The following is a 15,640-nucleotide window of genomic DNA, read 5'->3' on the forward strand; positions in this document are numbered from 1 at the left end:
TATATGAGCCGACGAATCGCCCGCCCGCCACGGAGCGCCCAATGTTTGATATGATTTCGCACCCCTTCGACGACGACAAGCTGAAGGAGGAATGCGGTATTTTCGGTGTCTGGGGCGCCGAGGGTTCCGCCGCGCTCGCCGCGCTCGGCCTGCACGCGCTGCAGCACCGGGGCCAGGAGGCCGCCGGCATCACGAGCTACGACGGCAAGACGTTCCACAGCCACCGCGCCATGGGCCACGTCGCCGGCAATTTCGACCGCGACGAGGTGATCCGCGAGCTTCCTGGCGAGGCCGCCATCGGCCACGTCCGCTACTCCACCACCGGCGCCTCTGCGCTCAGGAACGTACAGCCGCTGTTCGCCGAGCTTTCGTCCGGCGGCTTCGCCGTCGCGCACAACGGCAACATCTCGAACGCAACGCACGTCCGCCGAGAGCTCAACCGCCGCGGCTCCATCTTCCAGTCGACGAGCGACACCGAGGTCATCATCCACCTCGTCGCCACCTCGACCTACCGCCCCCTGCTCGACCGCGTTATCGACGCGCTGAAACAGGTGGAAGGCGCCTACAGCCTCGTGATGCTGACGAACGAGGGCCTCATCGCCTGCCGCGATCCGCTCGGTATCCGCCCGCTCGTCCTCGGCCGCCGCGACGACGCCTACATCCTCGCCTCCGAAACCGTTGCGCTCGACGTCGTCGGCGCCACGTACCTGCGCCAGATCGAGCCTGGCGAGATGGTCGTCATCAACGAAAAGGGCCTGCGCTCGCTGCGCCCCTTCCAGGCGCAGCGCCCGCGCCCCTGCATTTTCGAGCACGTCTATTTCTCGCGCCCCGATTCGCTGCTGGACGGCCTTTCGGTCTATCAGGTCCGCAAGAACATCGGCGCCCAGCTCGCCATGGAGAGCCCGGTCGACGCCGACGTGGTGATCCCGGTGCCGGACAGCGGCAACCCCGCCGCCATCGGCTACGCCCAGCAATCGGGGCTCCCGTTTGAGCTCGGCATCATCCGTTCGCATTACGTGGGCCGCACCTTCATTCAGCCGGGCGACGCCATCCGCAACCTGGGTGTCAAGCTGAAGCACAACGCCAACCGCCCGGTTATTCAGGGCAAGCGCGTCGTCCTTATCGACGATTCGATCGTGCGCGGTACCACTTCGGTGAAGATCGTGCAGATGATGCGTGAGGCGGGCGCGGCAGAGGTGCACATGCGCATTGCCTCCCCACCCACGCGACACAGCTGCTTCTACGGCGTCGACACGCCGGAGCGCGCGAAGCTCCTCGCCGCGCAGATGGATGTCCAGCGGATGCGCGACTACATCAAGGTCGACAGCCTCGCCTTCCTCTCGATCGACGGCCTCTACAAGGCGCTCGGGGAGGACATGCGCGTCGAGGAAACCCCGCAGTATTGCGACGCCTGCTTCACCGGCGAGTACCCGACGCGCCTCACCGATTACGAGGAATCCGCCGCCGACGATCAGCTCGTCCTGCTGGCAGAGCGCGCAGGCTGATATGAGCGACATCGAAAAACCCGTCGCGCTCGTCACGGGCGCCAGCCGCGGCATCGGCGCAGCGACAGCGAAGGCGCTTGCTGCCGACGGTTATCATGTGCTGCTGACCGCACGCACCGAAGGCGGGCTGGAAGCGACCGAAACCGCGATCCATGATGCCGGCGGCACCGCCACCATCGCGCCGTTCGACGTCACCGATGGCGATGCCATCGACCGGCTCGCGCAGGCTATCGGCGGGCGCTGGGCGAAGCTCGACGCGTTGGTGCTGAACGCCGGAATGCTTGGCGATCTCATGCCCGTCAGCCACATGGAGCCGAAGGACTTCGAGAAGCTCTTCAAGACGAACGTCACGGCGAACTACCGCCTGATCCGCGCCTTCGATCCGCTGCTACGCGCGAGCAACGATGCCCATGTGGTGGCAGTGACCTCCAGTGTCGCGGAAACGCCGCGCGCCTATTGGGGCGCCTATGCCGCCACGAAGGCCGCGCTTGGGAATCTTGTCGAAACCTACGGGCTCGAGGTTGCCACGATCAGCAAGGTCAGGACGCACATCTACAACCCCGGCGGCACGGCCACGGCGATGCGCGCGAAGGCCTATCCTGGCGAAGATCCGGCCACGCTGAAGACCCCGGAAACCGCGGCAGCGGAAATCGCAGCCCTGCTCAGGGCCTGAAGCTGCCGGCAGCGTTTCCGGCGTATCGACTGATGAAGGTCTCGCCAAAGGCATCGGCGGGGATCGGCCGCCCCATCAGGAAGCCCTGAATCTCGTTGCAACCGGCAACGCGCAGCAGTTCGCACTGCGTTTCCGTCTCGACCCCTTCGGCGATCACATTGAGCGCGAAGCCGCGCGCGAGGTCCATGATCGCAGCGACGATGGCGCGGTCGCTGCCGGAATCGACCATGCCCTGCACGAAGCTCTTGTCGATCTTGATATGCGTCAGCGGGTAGGTCTTGAGCAGGCTCAGCGATGCATAGCCGGTGCCGTAGTCGTCGAACGCAAGCCGCACGCCCATCTCGCGGAGCACGCGCAGCGGCGGCAGCGTCTTGTCCTCGCGGTCGAGGACTATGTTTTCGGTGATCTCCAGCTCCAGCGCCTCGGGCGGCAGCAGATGCCGCGCGAGCGTCGCGCGCACGATGTCGACAAGGTCGCCATCGCGGAACTGCGCCGCGAACAGGTTCACCGCGATGCGGAAGTCTACCGCGCCCTGGCTCCGCCATAGCGCCGCCTGACAGCAAGCCGCATCGAGCAGGCGCGTGCCGACTGCGGCCCCAAGCGACCCCGCTTCGAGCGCGGACAGGAACGCGGCGGGCGGAAGCAGGCCAAGCTCCGGGTGCTGCCAGCGGAGCAGCGCCTCCGCGCCGGTGAGCGCGCCATCGGAAAGCCGGAATTGCGGCTGGTAGTGCAACACGAATTCATCGCGTTCCACGGCCCGGTGCAGCGCGGCGTCGCTATCGCGCCGGGCGGCAGCCGCCATACGCAGCGACGGGATGAACACGAAAGCGCGACCACCGCCCTCGCTTTTGGCCTGAAACAGCGCGAGGTCCGCGCTCGCGGCAAGCGCGCGCACGTCACCGGCGTGAAGCGGGCTCATCGCGATACCGGCGCTGCACCCGATGCGGACATCCTGCCCGGCGACACGGATCGCCACGCCGAGATCGGCGATCGCGCCTTCCACGACCTCCTGCACTGCCTCCCGGTCCTCGACGCCAACGAGCAGCATCGCGAACTCGTCGCCGCCGATGCGCGCAACCACGTCCTGCGGCCCTGCCCGGTCGGCAAGCCGGATCGCCACCTCTCGCAAAAGCGCATCGCCCGCTTCATGGCCGAGCGTGTTGTTGACGTCGTTGAAACCGTCGAGGTCGATGATCGCCATCGCCGCCGCCTTGCCCGCGCGGATCGCCTCGTCCGCGCGGCGGTAGATGAGGTTGCGATTGGCAAGGCCGGTCAACGTGTCGAAGTTGGCGAGGCGGTTCAGCGCCTCCTCCTGCGCGCGGCGTTCGGTCACGTCGCGCACGATGGCGCCAAAGTGACGATTGCCGCCTTCGGTCCAACTCGACCAGGCGAATTCCACCGGGAAGCGTGAGCCGTCCTTGCGGATGCCGGTATATTCCCGGCAGTCCGCGCCGCTCGCCGCCACCACGCCCGCGAGCACGCCGCGCGCCGTTTCGCGGATCGGCGCCCGCTCCTCTTCGGGGATCAGCATGTCGAGCGAATGGCCGACCGCCTCGTCCGCGCGGTAGCCGAGCATCACCTCGGCTGCGGCGTTCCAAGCCGTGATGTCGAGATCGCGATCGAAGCAGATGATGGCGTTGGGCGATGTCGCCGCGCTGTTTTCAAACGGCGTACGTCCACCGCTTTCCGCCACTTCCAGCCGCCTCAGCTCCAGCCGCTCGGTGGCGACGCGCGCCAGCTCCTTCAGCCGCATTCGATCGCCGGGCGTGAACACGCGGTGCGGCTTCGTATCAATCACGCACAGCGCACCCAGCGCATGGCCGGAAGGCGCGCGGATGGGTACGCCCGCGTAAAACCGTACAGGGTCTTCGCCGGTGGCCAACGGATTGTCGAAAAAGCGCGGGTCCTGCAGCGTATCGGGCACGACAAGCACTTCGTCCTGCGTGATGACGTGCGCGCAGAACGAAACCTCGCGCCGCATGTCCGTATCGCCAATGCCATGGCTTGCCGCGAAGAATACATGGTCGCTGCCGATCAGATTCACAGCGGCGATGGGCATATCGAACAGCCGCGTCGCGATCTCGACAACAGGATCGAGGCTGGGCAAACCGCCTTTTCCTTCGAGATCATACGCTACGAGCGCCGCGAGCCGCTCTTCTTCATCCGCCATGGCAGATGGACACCGCACAGTCTTCCCCCCTGCTTTTACATCTTCATTATCTTCATCAGTATGACAAATGATGAATGCATGGGCCAGAGCGTTGATTAGGCCCATATTTTCCAAACAGAGAATAACTTGCTCAAACAGGAATCGTGTCTATGGTTACGGCAAGATCATAGGGGAACTCATATGCTCGCACGCCGCTGTCTCGCCGCCCTCCTCGCCTCCACCCTCGCCGCCGCAGCGGTGCCTGCAGCCGCGGAACCTCTGCCGACGAGCGACATCCCCGCCAATTTCAAGCCCTCCGACGACGTCAAGGATTTCACGATCCGTGAGGTGCAGATCCCGATGCGCGACGGCGTGAAGCTGCACGTCAATCTCGTGATCCCGAAGGGCGCGAAGAACGCTCCGATCATCTTCTCGCGCACGCCCTATTCGGCGGACAAGGCAATCACTGGCCTCGCCTCGAACACTTACAAGCTCGCGCTGCCGCTCACTTATGCCGAGCTTGCCGACGCAGGCTACATCATTGCGGTGCAGGACGTGCGCGGCCGCTTTCGTTCGGAAGGCGACTATGTCGTCGCCCGGCCGCTCGTCGGTCCGCTCAACCCCGCGAACACCGATCATTCGACCGACACGTGGGACAGCATCGATTGGCTCGTGAAAAACATCCCCGAGACGAACGGCAAGGTCGGCACCATCGGCGTCAGCTACGGCGGCTTCACGACGCTGATGAGCCTCGTGAACCCGCACCCGGCGCTCGGCGCTGCGGTACCGATCAATCCGCTCGTCGACGGCTGGATCGGCGACGACTGGTTTCACAACGGCGCTTATCGGCAGAGCTTCCTCGACTGGGTCTACCGGATGACCGCCGACAAGTCCTCGAAGTACGCGCTGCAGTTCGATCGCTACGACACGTATGAGAGCTGGCTCAGTGCCGGCTCCGCGAGCGGCATGGCGAAGGTGCTCGGCATCGAAGAGTTCCCGATCTTCAAGAAGGCGGCCGCACACCCGGCTTACGATGAATATTGGAAAGGCCAGGCGCTCGACAAAATCCTCGCGAAGGAACCGCTGAAGGTGCCGACGCTCCACGTCCACAGCCTGTGGGACCAGGAAGACATTTACGGCGCTCCCGCCGTCTACAAGGCGATGGAAGCGAAGGATGCCGGCAACGGTGGCAACTACATGATCATCGGCCCGTGGCAGCACGGCCAGAGCAACATGGCGAGCGGCACGAAGCTCGGCGCCATTGATTTCGGCAGCAACACCTCAGCCTGGTATCGCAGCGAAGTGCTGATCCCGTTCTTCGACGCGCACCTCAAGAATAACGCGCCAAAGGCCGAGCTCGCGCCCGTCACGGCATTCGAAACCGGCGCCAACGTCTGGCACCGCTACGACCGCTGGCCGATCTCGTGCGCGAGCGGCTGCCCCTCGCAGTCGAAGCCGATCTACCTGCAGGCGAACGGCGCACTCGGCTGGAAGACACCCACGGCGCGCGCCGCCTTCTCCGAATATGTGTCCGATCCTGCGCGCCCGGTGACGTACCGCGAGCGCCCGATCCTCTCCACATACAACCCCAACACCTCATGGGGCCGCTGGCTGGTGGACGACCAACGCTTCGCCGAAGCGCGGCCCGACGTCGTCACCTTCGTCAGCGAGGTGCTCACCGAAGACGTGCGCCTCGCGGGCCAACCGATCGCAAAGTTTTTCGCCTCCACGAGCGGCACGGACAGCGACTGGGTGGTGAAGCTGATCGACGTCTACCCCGCCGAATACGCTCCGGCGCCCGAACTCGCCGGCTACGAACTCGCGATCTCGATGGACATCCTGCGCGGCCGCTACCGCGACGACCCGTCGAAACCGAGCGCGATCCCTGCGAACAAGGTCGTTCCCTACGAGATCAAGCTGCCGGACGTGAGCCACAGATTCCTGAAGGGCCACCGCATCATGGTGCAGATCCAGTCCAGCTGGTTCCCCCTCTACGACCGCAACCCGCAGACCTTCGTGCCCAACATCTTCTTCGCGAAGCCGGAGGACTACAAAAAGGCCACCCAGCGGATTTACACCTCGGCACAATATCCGAGCCGGATCGAACTGCCGCTGGTGGAGTAGACCAGACCGCCGTGCGCGCTAGTCGCGAACAGCGGCTGTGGCTCCCGTAATCACGCGCCCGCCGGTGATGAGACCGAAGGATCCGGCCATCTCGTCGCCGTTCGGGCCGAAGAAGCGCATGTAAATATCGCCCACGGTGCTCCCGGACTTCGTCAGCCCGGTCAGGAAGGCGCTGTCCGCCAGCCCCGTGCCGGTCACCAGATCGAACTGGCCGAAATCGACGGTCGAGCCGCCCACACGGTCAGCGCCCTGAAGTCTCAGCCAGCCGCCGTACCCCTGCGAGGCGAAATCGATCTGGAATTGCGAAGTGCCGGTCACGGCGAGTTGCTGCTGCGCACCCGCACTGCCCGCAGCGCCGATAACGATGCCGTTATAGGTTGCGGTTCCCGTCCGCCCGAGAAGAACCCCCGGCGCCGTCTCCAACCCATAGCTGAGGAACGTGCGGGTGATTTCGTTCGCGTCTGCGGTTTCCTTGAAGCGGGCATATTCGCCGAAACTGGCGTAGGTCAGTTCGATCTCGCCCGGGCCATCCGGCTTGTAGAGCGACATCTCGACCGTCTCACCGCCCACTGTTTTCCGGTAAACCGTGAACGCATCGGCACTGCCGTCCACGCGGTCCGTTGCGGCAAATTCTACTTCGGCGCCATCGGCGCCGGAAATCGCGTAACGGCCGTCGGTGTAATAAAACAGGCCCTTCGTCAGCAGCCTGGCTTCGGACGTGCCGTCATCCGTTCCGTCCTTGAGTTGCAGACCGCTATACTCGCCGCCCAGCGCGAAAAGCCCCATGTTGTGATTGAGATTCGTCAGCGTGATGTTCCGGTTGGGCGCGGTGGGATTGGCGGCCGTGAAGCCACCCACGACCGTACCGCCGCTGCCGTTGTCACCGGTGAACACGCCGCCGGCCTCTTGCGCTTCGGGACCATAAAAGCGCCCGTTCAGCTGGCCCGCGACGGGATCGAGCGACCCCTCATAGCGGAACGTGCCTGAAAACCGGCCATCACCGGAATCGAGCGTGCCTGCCGCGCGGAAGGACAACGCGCCCGTCACCCCGGCACCGGTCACGAAGTAGTATTCCTGAAGGTTCGTATCGATCGTGAACGTGCTGCGGTCGAAGTCGAACACGGTCGGCCCGGTGCCCGCAAATGTCAGCGGATCGCGGCCGACCTGCGTGGTCAGCCCGAACACGTCCGTCGTGTACTGCGCGGAGCCCATTCGCGGCACTGCGGCGGTATCGGTCGGGAAGCCGTAGACGAACACGTCGAACGCCGTGTTCTGCAGGCTGCCGCTGCGCGTGTTGGATTGCCAGAACCCGAGCCCGACGTAGCGCGTCCTGAGATCGGATGTGTACGACGTGTCGATGAGCGTGAGCGCTTCGGAAGACCCGGTTGTCGTGACGACATACCGGCGATCCGCATCGCTGCTGGTTGCCACGCGGTTGGCGGGCGAGAAGCTCTGGGTGATGCCGTCGCGGGTCATCGTGTAGGTGCCGGTCGCGGCATTGTAGGAGATGCTGATCTCACCCAGGTTGACCGAGGTAGAGTCGACGATCCCCCCAGGCATCTGAAGCGCCACGGTGTTTCGACTTGAAGGTCCAGTGAAGCTTTGGCTCTCCACGAGCTCGGCAACGTCAGGCTCGGGCGCCGGAGTTGGGGTCGGTGTTGGCGTCGGAGTAGGCGTAGGTGTGGGCGTAGGTGTGGGTGTCGGCGCTGGCGGCGTGGTGTTCACACCTCCGCCGGAACCACCTCCACATGCCGCGAGCATGAGGGAAGCTGCGCCAAGAGGCAGCCATTTGACCTGTCCGATCGATTTCATAACGCTATCCCCCGCAACTCACTAGAACGCCGCCGTGATTCCAACTTCTCCAGCGATACGCTTGTAATCATACAACTCTATCGTCGACGTGTTCCGTTCAAAGGACAATTTCAATATAGGTGCGAATGAACCTACCCTGAATTTCCTTAACGTTGCCGATACTCCCACTTCATATCGATTATCGACTCTACGCTTTGGGTAAAGAAACAACCTTTTGTCGGCTTCAAGATAATCATATTTTATACTTAACACCGAAGTAACCTTGCCCATCTCAACAAAGAGATATCCGCCGATCCCGCCGCCCGCAGTTGAATAGCCCGGGTCTCTCGCCGCCCGCCGCAGCCCTGAAGCGTGTACGCCTCCGCCAAAGCTGGACGTGAAGGCACGGTCGATTCCAACGGAAAGGCTGTAGCGGTCCGCATCGCGCAGAGATGAGCGCCGATCCTCGCTCCGCGTTACAGCCCCGTCCACCCTCATCTGCGCACGTTTGCCGAGCGGGTGCTGCAGATTGCCGGTCAAACCATAAGAAAATTCGTAGGGCTCACGACCATACCATCGCCAGCCCACCAGACCGGCGAGACTGATCCTGTCCGTGCCCGAAAGAAACTGCGGCCCGGCCTGAAAGGACATCGCATAATCATCGAACTCTCCATCCCGGTACACCCTCGCCGCACCCGACGCGCGCAGCAGGATGTCGACATGGGGATCGACAGCTGCCCGCACATAGGCCTGCCCCCGCAAGGACAAGCCAAGCCCGGAGGTTTCGCGCGCATCCCTGCTGAGATCAAAGTTCCCGATCACCGTTCCCAGCGTTTCGGAGCGCGTGGCGCGATTGACGTTGCTGTCCGGCGCGAATGCGACCTCCAGACTGCCGCCGAAGGGTTTGCGCGCGCCGAGCGCCTGCGCATAGAAACGGATCAGCGGCTCGATTTCAGGCGGCAGCCCAGCCGCCTGCGCCGCCCGCAATTCGCGTTCCGCAGCACCAAGGTTTCCCATCAGCGCCTGTATCCGCGCCAACTCGACCCGCACCCGTGCCGCGTTCGGCTTCTCATCGAGAATTTCCCGAAGCAGAACAGCCGCCTCACGATAATTCTTCCCCTTCTCCGCCAGCATCATCGCGAGACGAAACCGAGCTTCCGTCCGGATTTCGATGTCGGGGTTTTCAGCCAACGCGAGATAGGCCGTCCGCGCCGCCTCAACGTCGTCGGCGGCTTGCGCCTGCTTGGCGAAATCGAACAGCTGTGCCGCCGAAAGCTCCATCGATTGCTGCGATTGAGGCTCAGCGACGTGGGTTTGTGCGAAGGCTTGAACGGACCACGCCAAGACCAGCATTCCCACAAGGCAATGCAAGGTCTTAAACATGCAAGGCCACGGCCGAAGCGAATACTGGAACATCACGCAACACGTTTTCGGCCTTTTCGCATTCTGACGAAACAAGACCGATGGACTAACGCCAAAACCTGAGCGTTTTATTGATGCATCCCGCAGCACGTCGCCGGGGCAGGTTTGGCACGGCGGCCCCTATTCTGTCGCGTCCCCAAATCCGTGCAGCCGCTTCGCCCACTGATACCCGATCACCGCGCCCTTCACGGGCTGCAGCATAGCGAGCGCGAGCGCGGCCGTCAGGCTGATCCAGATCGGGATCTGCCATTCGTAGGGCACGTCGAACGCCGTGTTCACCTCGTACATCGTCGGTACGAGGATATGGCCGAGCAGCAGGATGACGATATAGGGCGGGAAGTCATCGGCCTGATGGTGGTGCCATGCCTCGCCGCACTTCGGGCAGTGGTCCACGGGTTTCAGGAAGCTGCGGAACAGCTTCGCCTCGCCGCACGCCGGGCATTTGCCCGCGAGTGCGCGCGGCAGGAAGTTCCGGAAGCTCCGGTTTTCGTCGTCAGCGGTCTCAATGGTCATCAGGCGGCCTTTGAACCTTTGCGGAGCTTGGCGAGCTTCTTCAGCAATATGTCGCGCTTCAGCTTGGAAAGATGATCCACGAAGAGGATGCCTTCGAGGTGGTCCATCTCATGCTGCAGGCAGGTGGCGAGCAGGCCGTCGATCTCTTCCTCGTGCGCCTTGCCGTCGTAATCCAGCCACGTCGCGCGGATGCGCGCGGGGCGGTCTACGTCCGCATACTGCTCGGGCACGGAGAGGCAGCCCTCGTTGTAGGTCGCCAGCTCCTCGGATTCCCAGGTAATTTCCGGGTTCACGAAGTAAAGCGGCTTTTTCACGCGGTTCGCGGGCACGTCTTCCGCGCCTTCGGCCGGTTCCTGCAGATCGATCACCAGCACGCGCTTCGCCACGCCGACCTGAATGGCGGCAAGGCCGATACCGGGCGCGTCGTACATCGTCTCCAGCATGTCGTCCATGAACCGGCGGAGCTCGTCGTCCACGCGCTCCACGGGTTCGGAAACCTGCCGCAGCCGGGCATCCGGCGCTTCGAGAATGGGTAGAATGGCCATGAACGCTAGCTAGGTACGCGGGCGCGCAGGGTCAAGGTGCCTGAATGTCGCGTAGTTCAGATCCGACTAAGGCCCAGCTTAGGCCACAGGTCTGCGCGCGCGCAGCGCCTGCGCGATCGTACCTTCGTCGAGATAATCGAGTTCGCCGCCCACCGGCACGCCGTGCGCGAGCTGCGTCACCGAAACGCCGGAGCCCGCCAGCCGCTCGGCCAAGTAGTGCATCGTCGTCGCGCCTTCCATCGTGGCGTTCATGGCGAGCACGACCTCCTCGATGCCGCCCGCGTTCACCCGCGCCATCAGTTGTGCGATGCTGAGATCGTCCGGCCCCACGCCTTCGAGCGCGGAAAGCCGCCCACCGAGCACGTGGAAGCGGCCCGGAAACAGCCGCGCGCGATCCATCGCCCACAGATCCGCCACCTCTTCCACCACGCACAGCAGCTTCGCGTCGCGGCGCGGGTCGGTACAGACACCGCAGGGGTTCGCCGTATCCACGTTGCCGCAGATGGCGCACGTGGCGAGATTTTGTTCCACCGCCTGCAGCGCCGCGATCAGCGGCTTCAGAGCGATCTCGCGGCGTTTCAGCAGGTGCAGCACCGCGCGGCGCGCCGAGCGCGGCCCAAGGCCGGGAAGCCGCGAGAGCGCCTGCGTCAGCGCGTCGATTTCGGGGGACGACATAGGATGCCCATCTATCGGTGCGCGCGGGCGTCTTGCAAGTGCCCCGCGCGGGGGCTAGCGGGGCGGACATGCGGATCGTCTTCATGGGAACCCCGGCTTTCGCGGTGCCGGCGCTCGAGGCCCTCGTGGCGGCGGGGCACGATGTCGTCGCCGTCTACACGCAGCCGCCCCGCCCCGCGCAGCGCGGCAAGCAGCCGCAGGCGTCGCCCGTGCAGCAGGCGGCGGAGCGTCTCGGCCTTCCCGTGCACTACCCCGTGAACTTCAAGGAAGAAGCCGACCGGCTCACCTTTGCCGCACTCGATGCCGACGTTGCGGTCGTCGCCGCCTACGGCCTGATCCTGCCGCAAGCTATCCTAGACGCACCGCGTCTCGGCTGCCTCAACATCCACGCCTCGCTCCTCCCCCGCTGGCGCGGCGCCGCCCCGATCCAGCGGGCCATCCTCGCCGGAGACACCACCACGGGTGTAACCATCATGCAGATGGAACGCGGGCTCGACACGGGGCCGATGCTGCTCATCGCCGAAACGCCGGTCGATGCGAAAACCGCGGGTGAGCTGACCGAAGAACTCGCCGCGATGGGCGCAGAGCTGATCGTGGACGCCCTCGCCCGTCTCGACACGCTGGCCGCCGAAACCCAGCCTGCCGAAGGTGTCACCTACGCGCACAAGATCGACAAGGCCGAAGCCGCACTCGATTTCACAAAAAGCGCCGTGGATGTCGAACGCGCCGTCCGAGCGTTCAACCCCGCCCCCGGCGCGTTCGCGCCGCTCGGAGAGGAGCGCCTGCGCATCCTCGCCTGCGAGGTTGTGGATGGCGCGGGCGAACCGGCCACCACGATCGACGACCGCCTCACCATCGCCTGCGGCGCGGGCGCAGTGCGCCCCACGCTTGTCCAGCGCTCCGGAAAGCGCGCGATGGACATCGCCGAAGTGCTACGCGGTTTCCCCGTTCCGGCGGGCACGCGGCTCGGCTGATGCAGCGCTTCAAGCTGACCATCGAATATGATGGCCGGCCCTTCGTCGGCTGGCAGCGGCAGGACAATGGCCCCAGCGTTCAGCAGACGTTGGAGGAGGCCGTCTTCGCCGTCACGCAGGCGGAAACGCTCGTATACGGCTGCGGACGCACGGACGCAGGAGTTCATGCCGAGGGACAGGTCGCACACGTCGACATCACAAAGCCGCTGGCCCCGTTCCGCCTGCAGGAAGCGCTGAACGCGCATCTCCGGCCCGCCCCGGTCGCGGTCGTGGCGTGCGAGGCCGCCGCGCCCGATTTCCACGCGCGCTTCGACTGCACGGGCCGTCGCTACCGCTACGACATCATCAACCGGCGTGCGCCGCTCACGTGGCAGTCCGGCCTCGCGTGGCATGTCGCGCGCCCGCTCGATGCAGACGCCATGCACGCCGCCGCACAGATTCTCGTTGGCCGCCACGACTTCACGACGTTCCGTTCGGTGCACTGCCAGTCCGCGAGCCCCCTCAAGACGCTCGACCAGCTAGACGTCGTGCGCGACGGCGACCGGATTGCGATCCACGCCGCCGCCCGCTCGTTCCTCCATCATCAGGTCCGCTCGATGGTCGGCTGCCTGAAGCTGGTCGGGGACGGTAGTTGGAGCGCGGACGATCTTCGCCATGCCCTCGACGCGGTGGACCGCACGGCGCTCGGGCTAAACGCCCCGCCGGATGGGCTTTTTTTCGCCTCCGCCCGTTACGGGTAAGTGTCGAAATCCTTTACGTTTTCACGCGCTTCATTCCGGTTCTGTCACAAGCTGTGACGTAACATCCTTGAAACACGCGCCTTTCCCATTTTGGCACAGTCTATGCATTTGTTGCGTGAAGAATTCGAAGAGTAACAAACTCTCAAGTCCTGAGTCTTAGGGAAAGAGGCCGGTGGCGCCTGTCGCAGCTTCAAGAATGAAGCCATGGCAGCTGCCGGATGAAGGGTTGAAAATGGCGTCACACGTCCGCACGGAACGGCACACGGCTGCGCGTAACACGATTCTGCTCTGGCTTGCCGGGGTCATCCTTTTTGCCGGTATCGGGCTTCTGCTCACCTATCACGCGCTGCGCGACAGCTCGATCTATGCGAGCACGATGACGCCGCTGATGTCGGAGCGGGACCAGACGCGCCCGGCATCGACGCTGAAGACCGTGAAGGTCCGCCAGACCGATGCGGCTGCCGATATTGCACGTGCGCATTCAAGCGCAGTCGCCTCGGCGAAGAGCGGTACTGCGCCGGAAACGACCGCGCCTGCACAGCCGGCTGAAACCACGTCTGCCGAAACACCCGCCGCCGTACCCGCAGCACCGGCTCAGTAAGCCTTCAGGCCGCGAGCGCTGCCGCAGGCGTGGCGGTGAGCGCCGCGAGCGATCCTTCCAGCATCAGCATCTGCCACAAGAGCCGGCTGTGATCCGCTCGGCCGCTGCGGTGTGCCGCCGCGCAGGCCGCGAAATAGTTCATGTCGAACCAGCCGCTTCCCGCAACGTTCGAGCCGTTCGCGAGCGCCGCAACGCGATCGGCCAGCGCGCCGCGGAACCAGCGGTCGATCGGCACCGAGAAGCCCATCTTGCGCCGGTAGAGGATATCCTTGGGCAGATAGGGCTCCATCGCCTTCTTCAGCAGCCACTTGCCCTCCCCGCCATGCAGGCGGAAGTCACTCGGTAGGCCTGCCATCCAGCCGACGAGCTCATGGTCGAGCAGCGGCTCGCGCGCCTCCAGGCTCACCGCCATGCTCGTGCGGTCCACCTTGGTCAGGATGTCGCCGGGCAGCCAGATCATCATGTCGGCGTATTGCGCGCGGCCGAGCATGTCGTCGGCGGGCGCGTTCCGCATCGTATCGGCATAAAGCGTTCCCGCCCAATAGCCGCCGATCTCGCGTTTCAGCGCGTCCGAGAACAGGCGCGAGCGGATGCGGTCCGGCGTCACGCTCACAGCGTGGAAATAGGCCTCGGCACTGTCCATCGCGATGGCTTCGAAGGTCGATTTCGCTCGCAGCACGCGCGGCGCCCAGTCGAGCTTCGGCCATGCCCGGCCCAACCGCCCGAAGATGCTCTGGCGCAGTCCCGGCGAGAGCGCCCCGCGCACCCGCTCCTCGTTCATGTAAAGCCGATAGCGGCGGTAGCCTGCCATCGCCTCGTCGGCGCCGTCGCCCGAAAGCGCCACCGTCACCGTCTCGCGCGCGAGTTCGCTGACGCGGTAGGTCGGCAGCGCGGAGGCGTCAGCGAACGGCTCGTCGAATGCGCGCACGAGCGTGTCGATGAGGCCGTAGTCGTCAGTCGTCACCGTTCGCGCGCGGTGGTGCGTCGCATAGCGTTTGGCAATCGCTTCTGCGTGGCCCGTCTCGTCGTAGGCCGGGTCGTCGAAGCCGATCGAGCAGCTGTTGACCGGCGTATCAATGAGCCCCGCCATCAGCGCGACGACCGCGCTTGAATCGACACCGCCCGAAAGGAACGCGCCCACCGGCACGTCCGCGACCAACCGCAATGCCACCGCCTCGCGCATCCGCGCTGTGAGTTCCTCGGCCAGCGCCTCGGGCGAGCCCTTCACGCGGCCATCGAACGCGATGTCCCAGTAGCGGCGCGGGCGTGCGGGTGCAGCATCGCCCCAGCGCAGCGTCAGCGTGTGCCCAGCCGGGAGCTTCTTCACCGCACCAAGAAGACACTTGTCGTCCGGCACGTAGCCGTAGGCGAAATAATCCTCGATGGCGCGCGGATCGATGGCGCGGGACAGCCCCGGCCACATCAGCAGCACCTTCATCTCCGATCCGAAGATGAACCGCCCGTCGCCAAGATCGGCGTAATAGAGCGGCTTCACGCCGAGCCGGTCACGCGCGAGGAACAGCGCGCGCGCGGCCTCGTCCCAGATCGCGAAAACGAACATGCCGCGCAGCTTGTCGACGCAGGCCTCGCCCCACGCACGCCACGCTTCGATGATCACCTCGGTATCGCTGTCGCGCCTGAAAGTATGACCCAGCGCCTGCAGTTCCTTCCGCACTTCGCGGAAATTGTAGATCTCGCCGTTGAAGATGATCTGGATCTTGCCGTCTTCGCTCGGCATCGGCTGCACGCCACCCGCGATATCGATGATCGAGAGCCGCCGGTGGCCGAGCCCCACGCCCGGCGCGCGGTAGAAACCGCTGCCGTCAGGTCCGCGGTGCGCGATCACATCAGTCATGGCGCGGAGCACGGGTTCCGGGATCGTCCGGTGCTCACGCTGGTCGAAATATCCGGCGATGCCGCACATGGCG

At 64.8% G+C, this 15,640-nt stretch carries 13 protein-coding genes; 6 read left to right on the forward strand and 7 right to left on the reverse strand.

Annotation, left to right across the window (positions count from 1 at the left end):
- Positions 1-41: 41 nt before the first annotated feature.
- On the forward strand, positions 42-1,505 hold the full coding sequence (gene purF / locus ACFQ00_RS18425) for an amidophosphoribosyltransferase (protein WP_374593205.1): 1,464 nt from the start codon (positions 42-44) through the stop codon (positions 1,503-1,505).
- Position 1,506: 1 nt separating this feature from the next.
- Positions 1,507-2,178, forward strand: coding sequence for an SDR family NAD(P)-dependent oxidoreductase (locus tag ACFQ00_RS18430; protein WP_381494389.1), 672 nt, complete (start codon positions 1,507-1,509; stop codon positions 2,176-2,178).
- Here ACFQ00_RS18430 and ACFQ00_RS18435 read toward each other — a convergent pair.
- The gene (locus ACFQ00_RS18435) at positions 2,168-4,348 is read right to left on the reverse strand and encodes a putative bifunctional diguanylate cyclase/phosphodiesterase (RefSeq protein ID WP_381494392.1); all 2,181 of its coding nucleotides are present in this window, start codon (positions 4,346-4,348) and stop codon (positions 2,168-2,170) included. The two genes, ACFQ00_RS18430 and ACFQ00_RS18435, sit on opposite strands and share 11 nt — an antisense overlap.
- Before the next feature lie 180 nt (positions 4,349-4,528).
- Between ACFQ00_RS18435 and ACFQ00_RS18440 the strand changes: the two genes are divergently transcribed.
- On the forward strand, positions 4,529-6,451 hold the full coding sequence (locus ACFQ00_RS18440) for a CocE/NonD family hydrolase (RefSeq protein WP_381494395.1): 1,923 nt from the start codon (positions 4,529-4,531) through the stop codon (positions 6,449-6,451).
- Between the two features lie 18 nt (positions 6,452-6,469).
- Here ACFQ00_RS18440 and ACFQ00_RS18445 read toward each other — a convergent pair whose 3' ends face one another.
- From ACFQ00_RS18445 to recR, 5 genes are all read right to left on the reverse strand, one after another.
- Positions 6,470-8,011 carry a hypothetical protein gene (locus ACFQ00_RS18445; RefSeq protein ID WP_381494397.1) on the reverse strand — a complete coding sequence of 514 codons (1,542 nt, stop codon included), beginning with the start codon at positions 8,009-8,011 and terminating at the stop codon, positions 6,470-6,472.
- A gap of 273 nt (positions 8,012-8,284) precedes the next feature.
- Positions 8,285-9,595: a surface lipoprotein assembly modifier gene (locus ACFQ00_RS18450; protein ID WP_381495279.1), complete on the reverse strand. Its 1,311-nt coding sequence runs from the start codon at positions 9,593-9,595 to the stop codon at positions 8,285-8,287.
- 189 nt (positions 9,596-9,784) lie between these two features.
- Positions 9,785-10,177 (reverse strand): DUF983 domain-containing protein, encoded by a 393-nt coding sequence (locus ACFQ00_RS18455; protein WP_381494400.1) that lies wholly within the window; start codon positions 10,175-10,177, stop codon positions 9,785-9,787.
- Entirely contained in the window at positions 10,177-10,722 is a 546-nt protein-coding gene (gene def / locus ACFQ00_RS18460; RefSeq protein ID WP_381494402.1) for a peptide deformylase, read from the reverse strand. The genes ACFQ00_RS18455 and def overlap by 1 nt, the downstream gene beginning before the upstream one ends.
- A 78-nt stretch (positions 10,723-10,800) precedes the next feature.
- Positions 10,801-11,397, reverse strand: a complete 597-nt coding sequence (gene recR / locus ACFQ00_RS18465) for a recombination mediator RecR (protein WP_381494405.1) — start codon at positions 11,395-11,397, stop codon at positions 10,801-10,803.
- A 68-nt stretch (positions 11,398-11,465) separates the two neighbouring features.
- Between recR and fmt the strand changes: the two genes are divergently transcribed.
- From fmt to ACFQ00_RS18480, 3 genes are all read left to right on the forward strand, one after another.
- The gene (fmt, locus tag ACFQ00_RS18470) at positions 11,466-12,371 is read left to right on the forward strand and encodes a methionyl-tRNA formyltransferase (RefSeq protein ID WP_381494408.1); all 906 of its coding nucleotides are present in this window, start codon (positions 11,466-11,468) and stop codon (positions 12,369-12,371) included.
- The gene (truA, locus tag ACFQ00_RS18475; protein ID WP_381494411.1) at positions 12,371-13,111 is read left to right on the forward strand and encodes a tRNA pseudouridine(38-40) synthase TruA; all 741 of its coding nucleotides are present in this window, start codon (positions 12,371-12,373) and stop codon (positions 13,109-13,111) included. The genes fmt and truA overlap by 1 nt, the downstream gene beginning before the upstream one ends.
- Before the next feature lie 232 nt (positions 13,112-13,343).
- Complete coding sequence (locus ACFQ00_RS18480; protein WP_381494415.1) at positions 13,344-13,712, forward strand: hypothetical protein; 369 nt, start codon at positions 13,344-13,346, stop codon at positions 13,710-13,712.
- A 4-nt stretch (positions 13,713-13,716) separates the two neighbouring features.
- Here the strand turns inward: ACFQ00_RS18480 and ACFQ00_RS18485 are convergent, their stop codons facing one another.
- Positions 13,717-15,636, reverse strand: a complete 1,920-nt coding sequence (locus ACFQ00_RS18485; RefSeq protein ID WP_381494418.1) for an XrtA/PEP-CTERM system amidotransferase — start codon at positions 15,634-15,636, stop codon at positions 13,717-13,719.
- Positions 15,637-15,640 lie beyond the last annotated feature (4 nt).

Source organism: Sphingosinicella xenopeptidilytica, assembly GCF_042676985.1.
GTDB lineage: Bacteria > Pseudomonadota > Alphaproteobacteria > Sphingomonadales > Sphingomonadaceae > Sphingosinicella > Sphingosinicella xenopeptidilytica.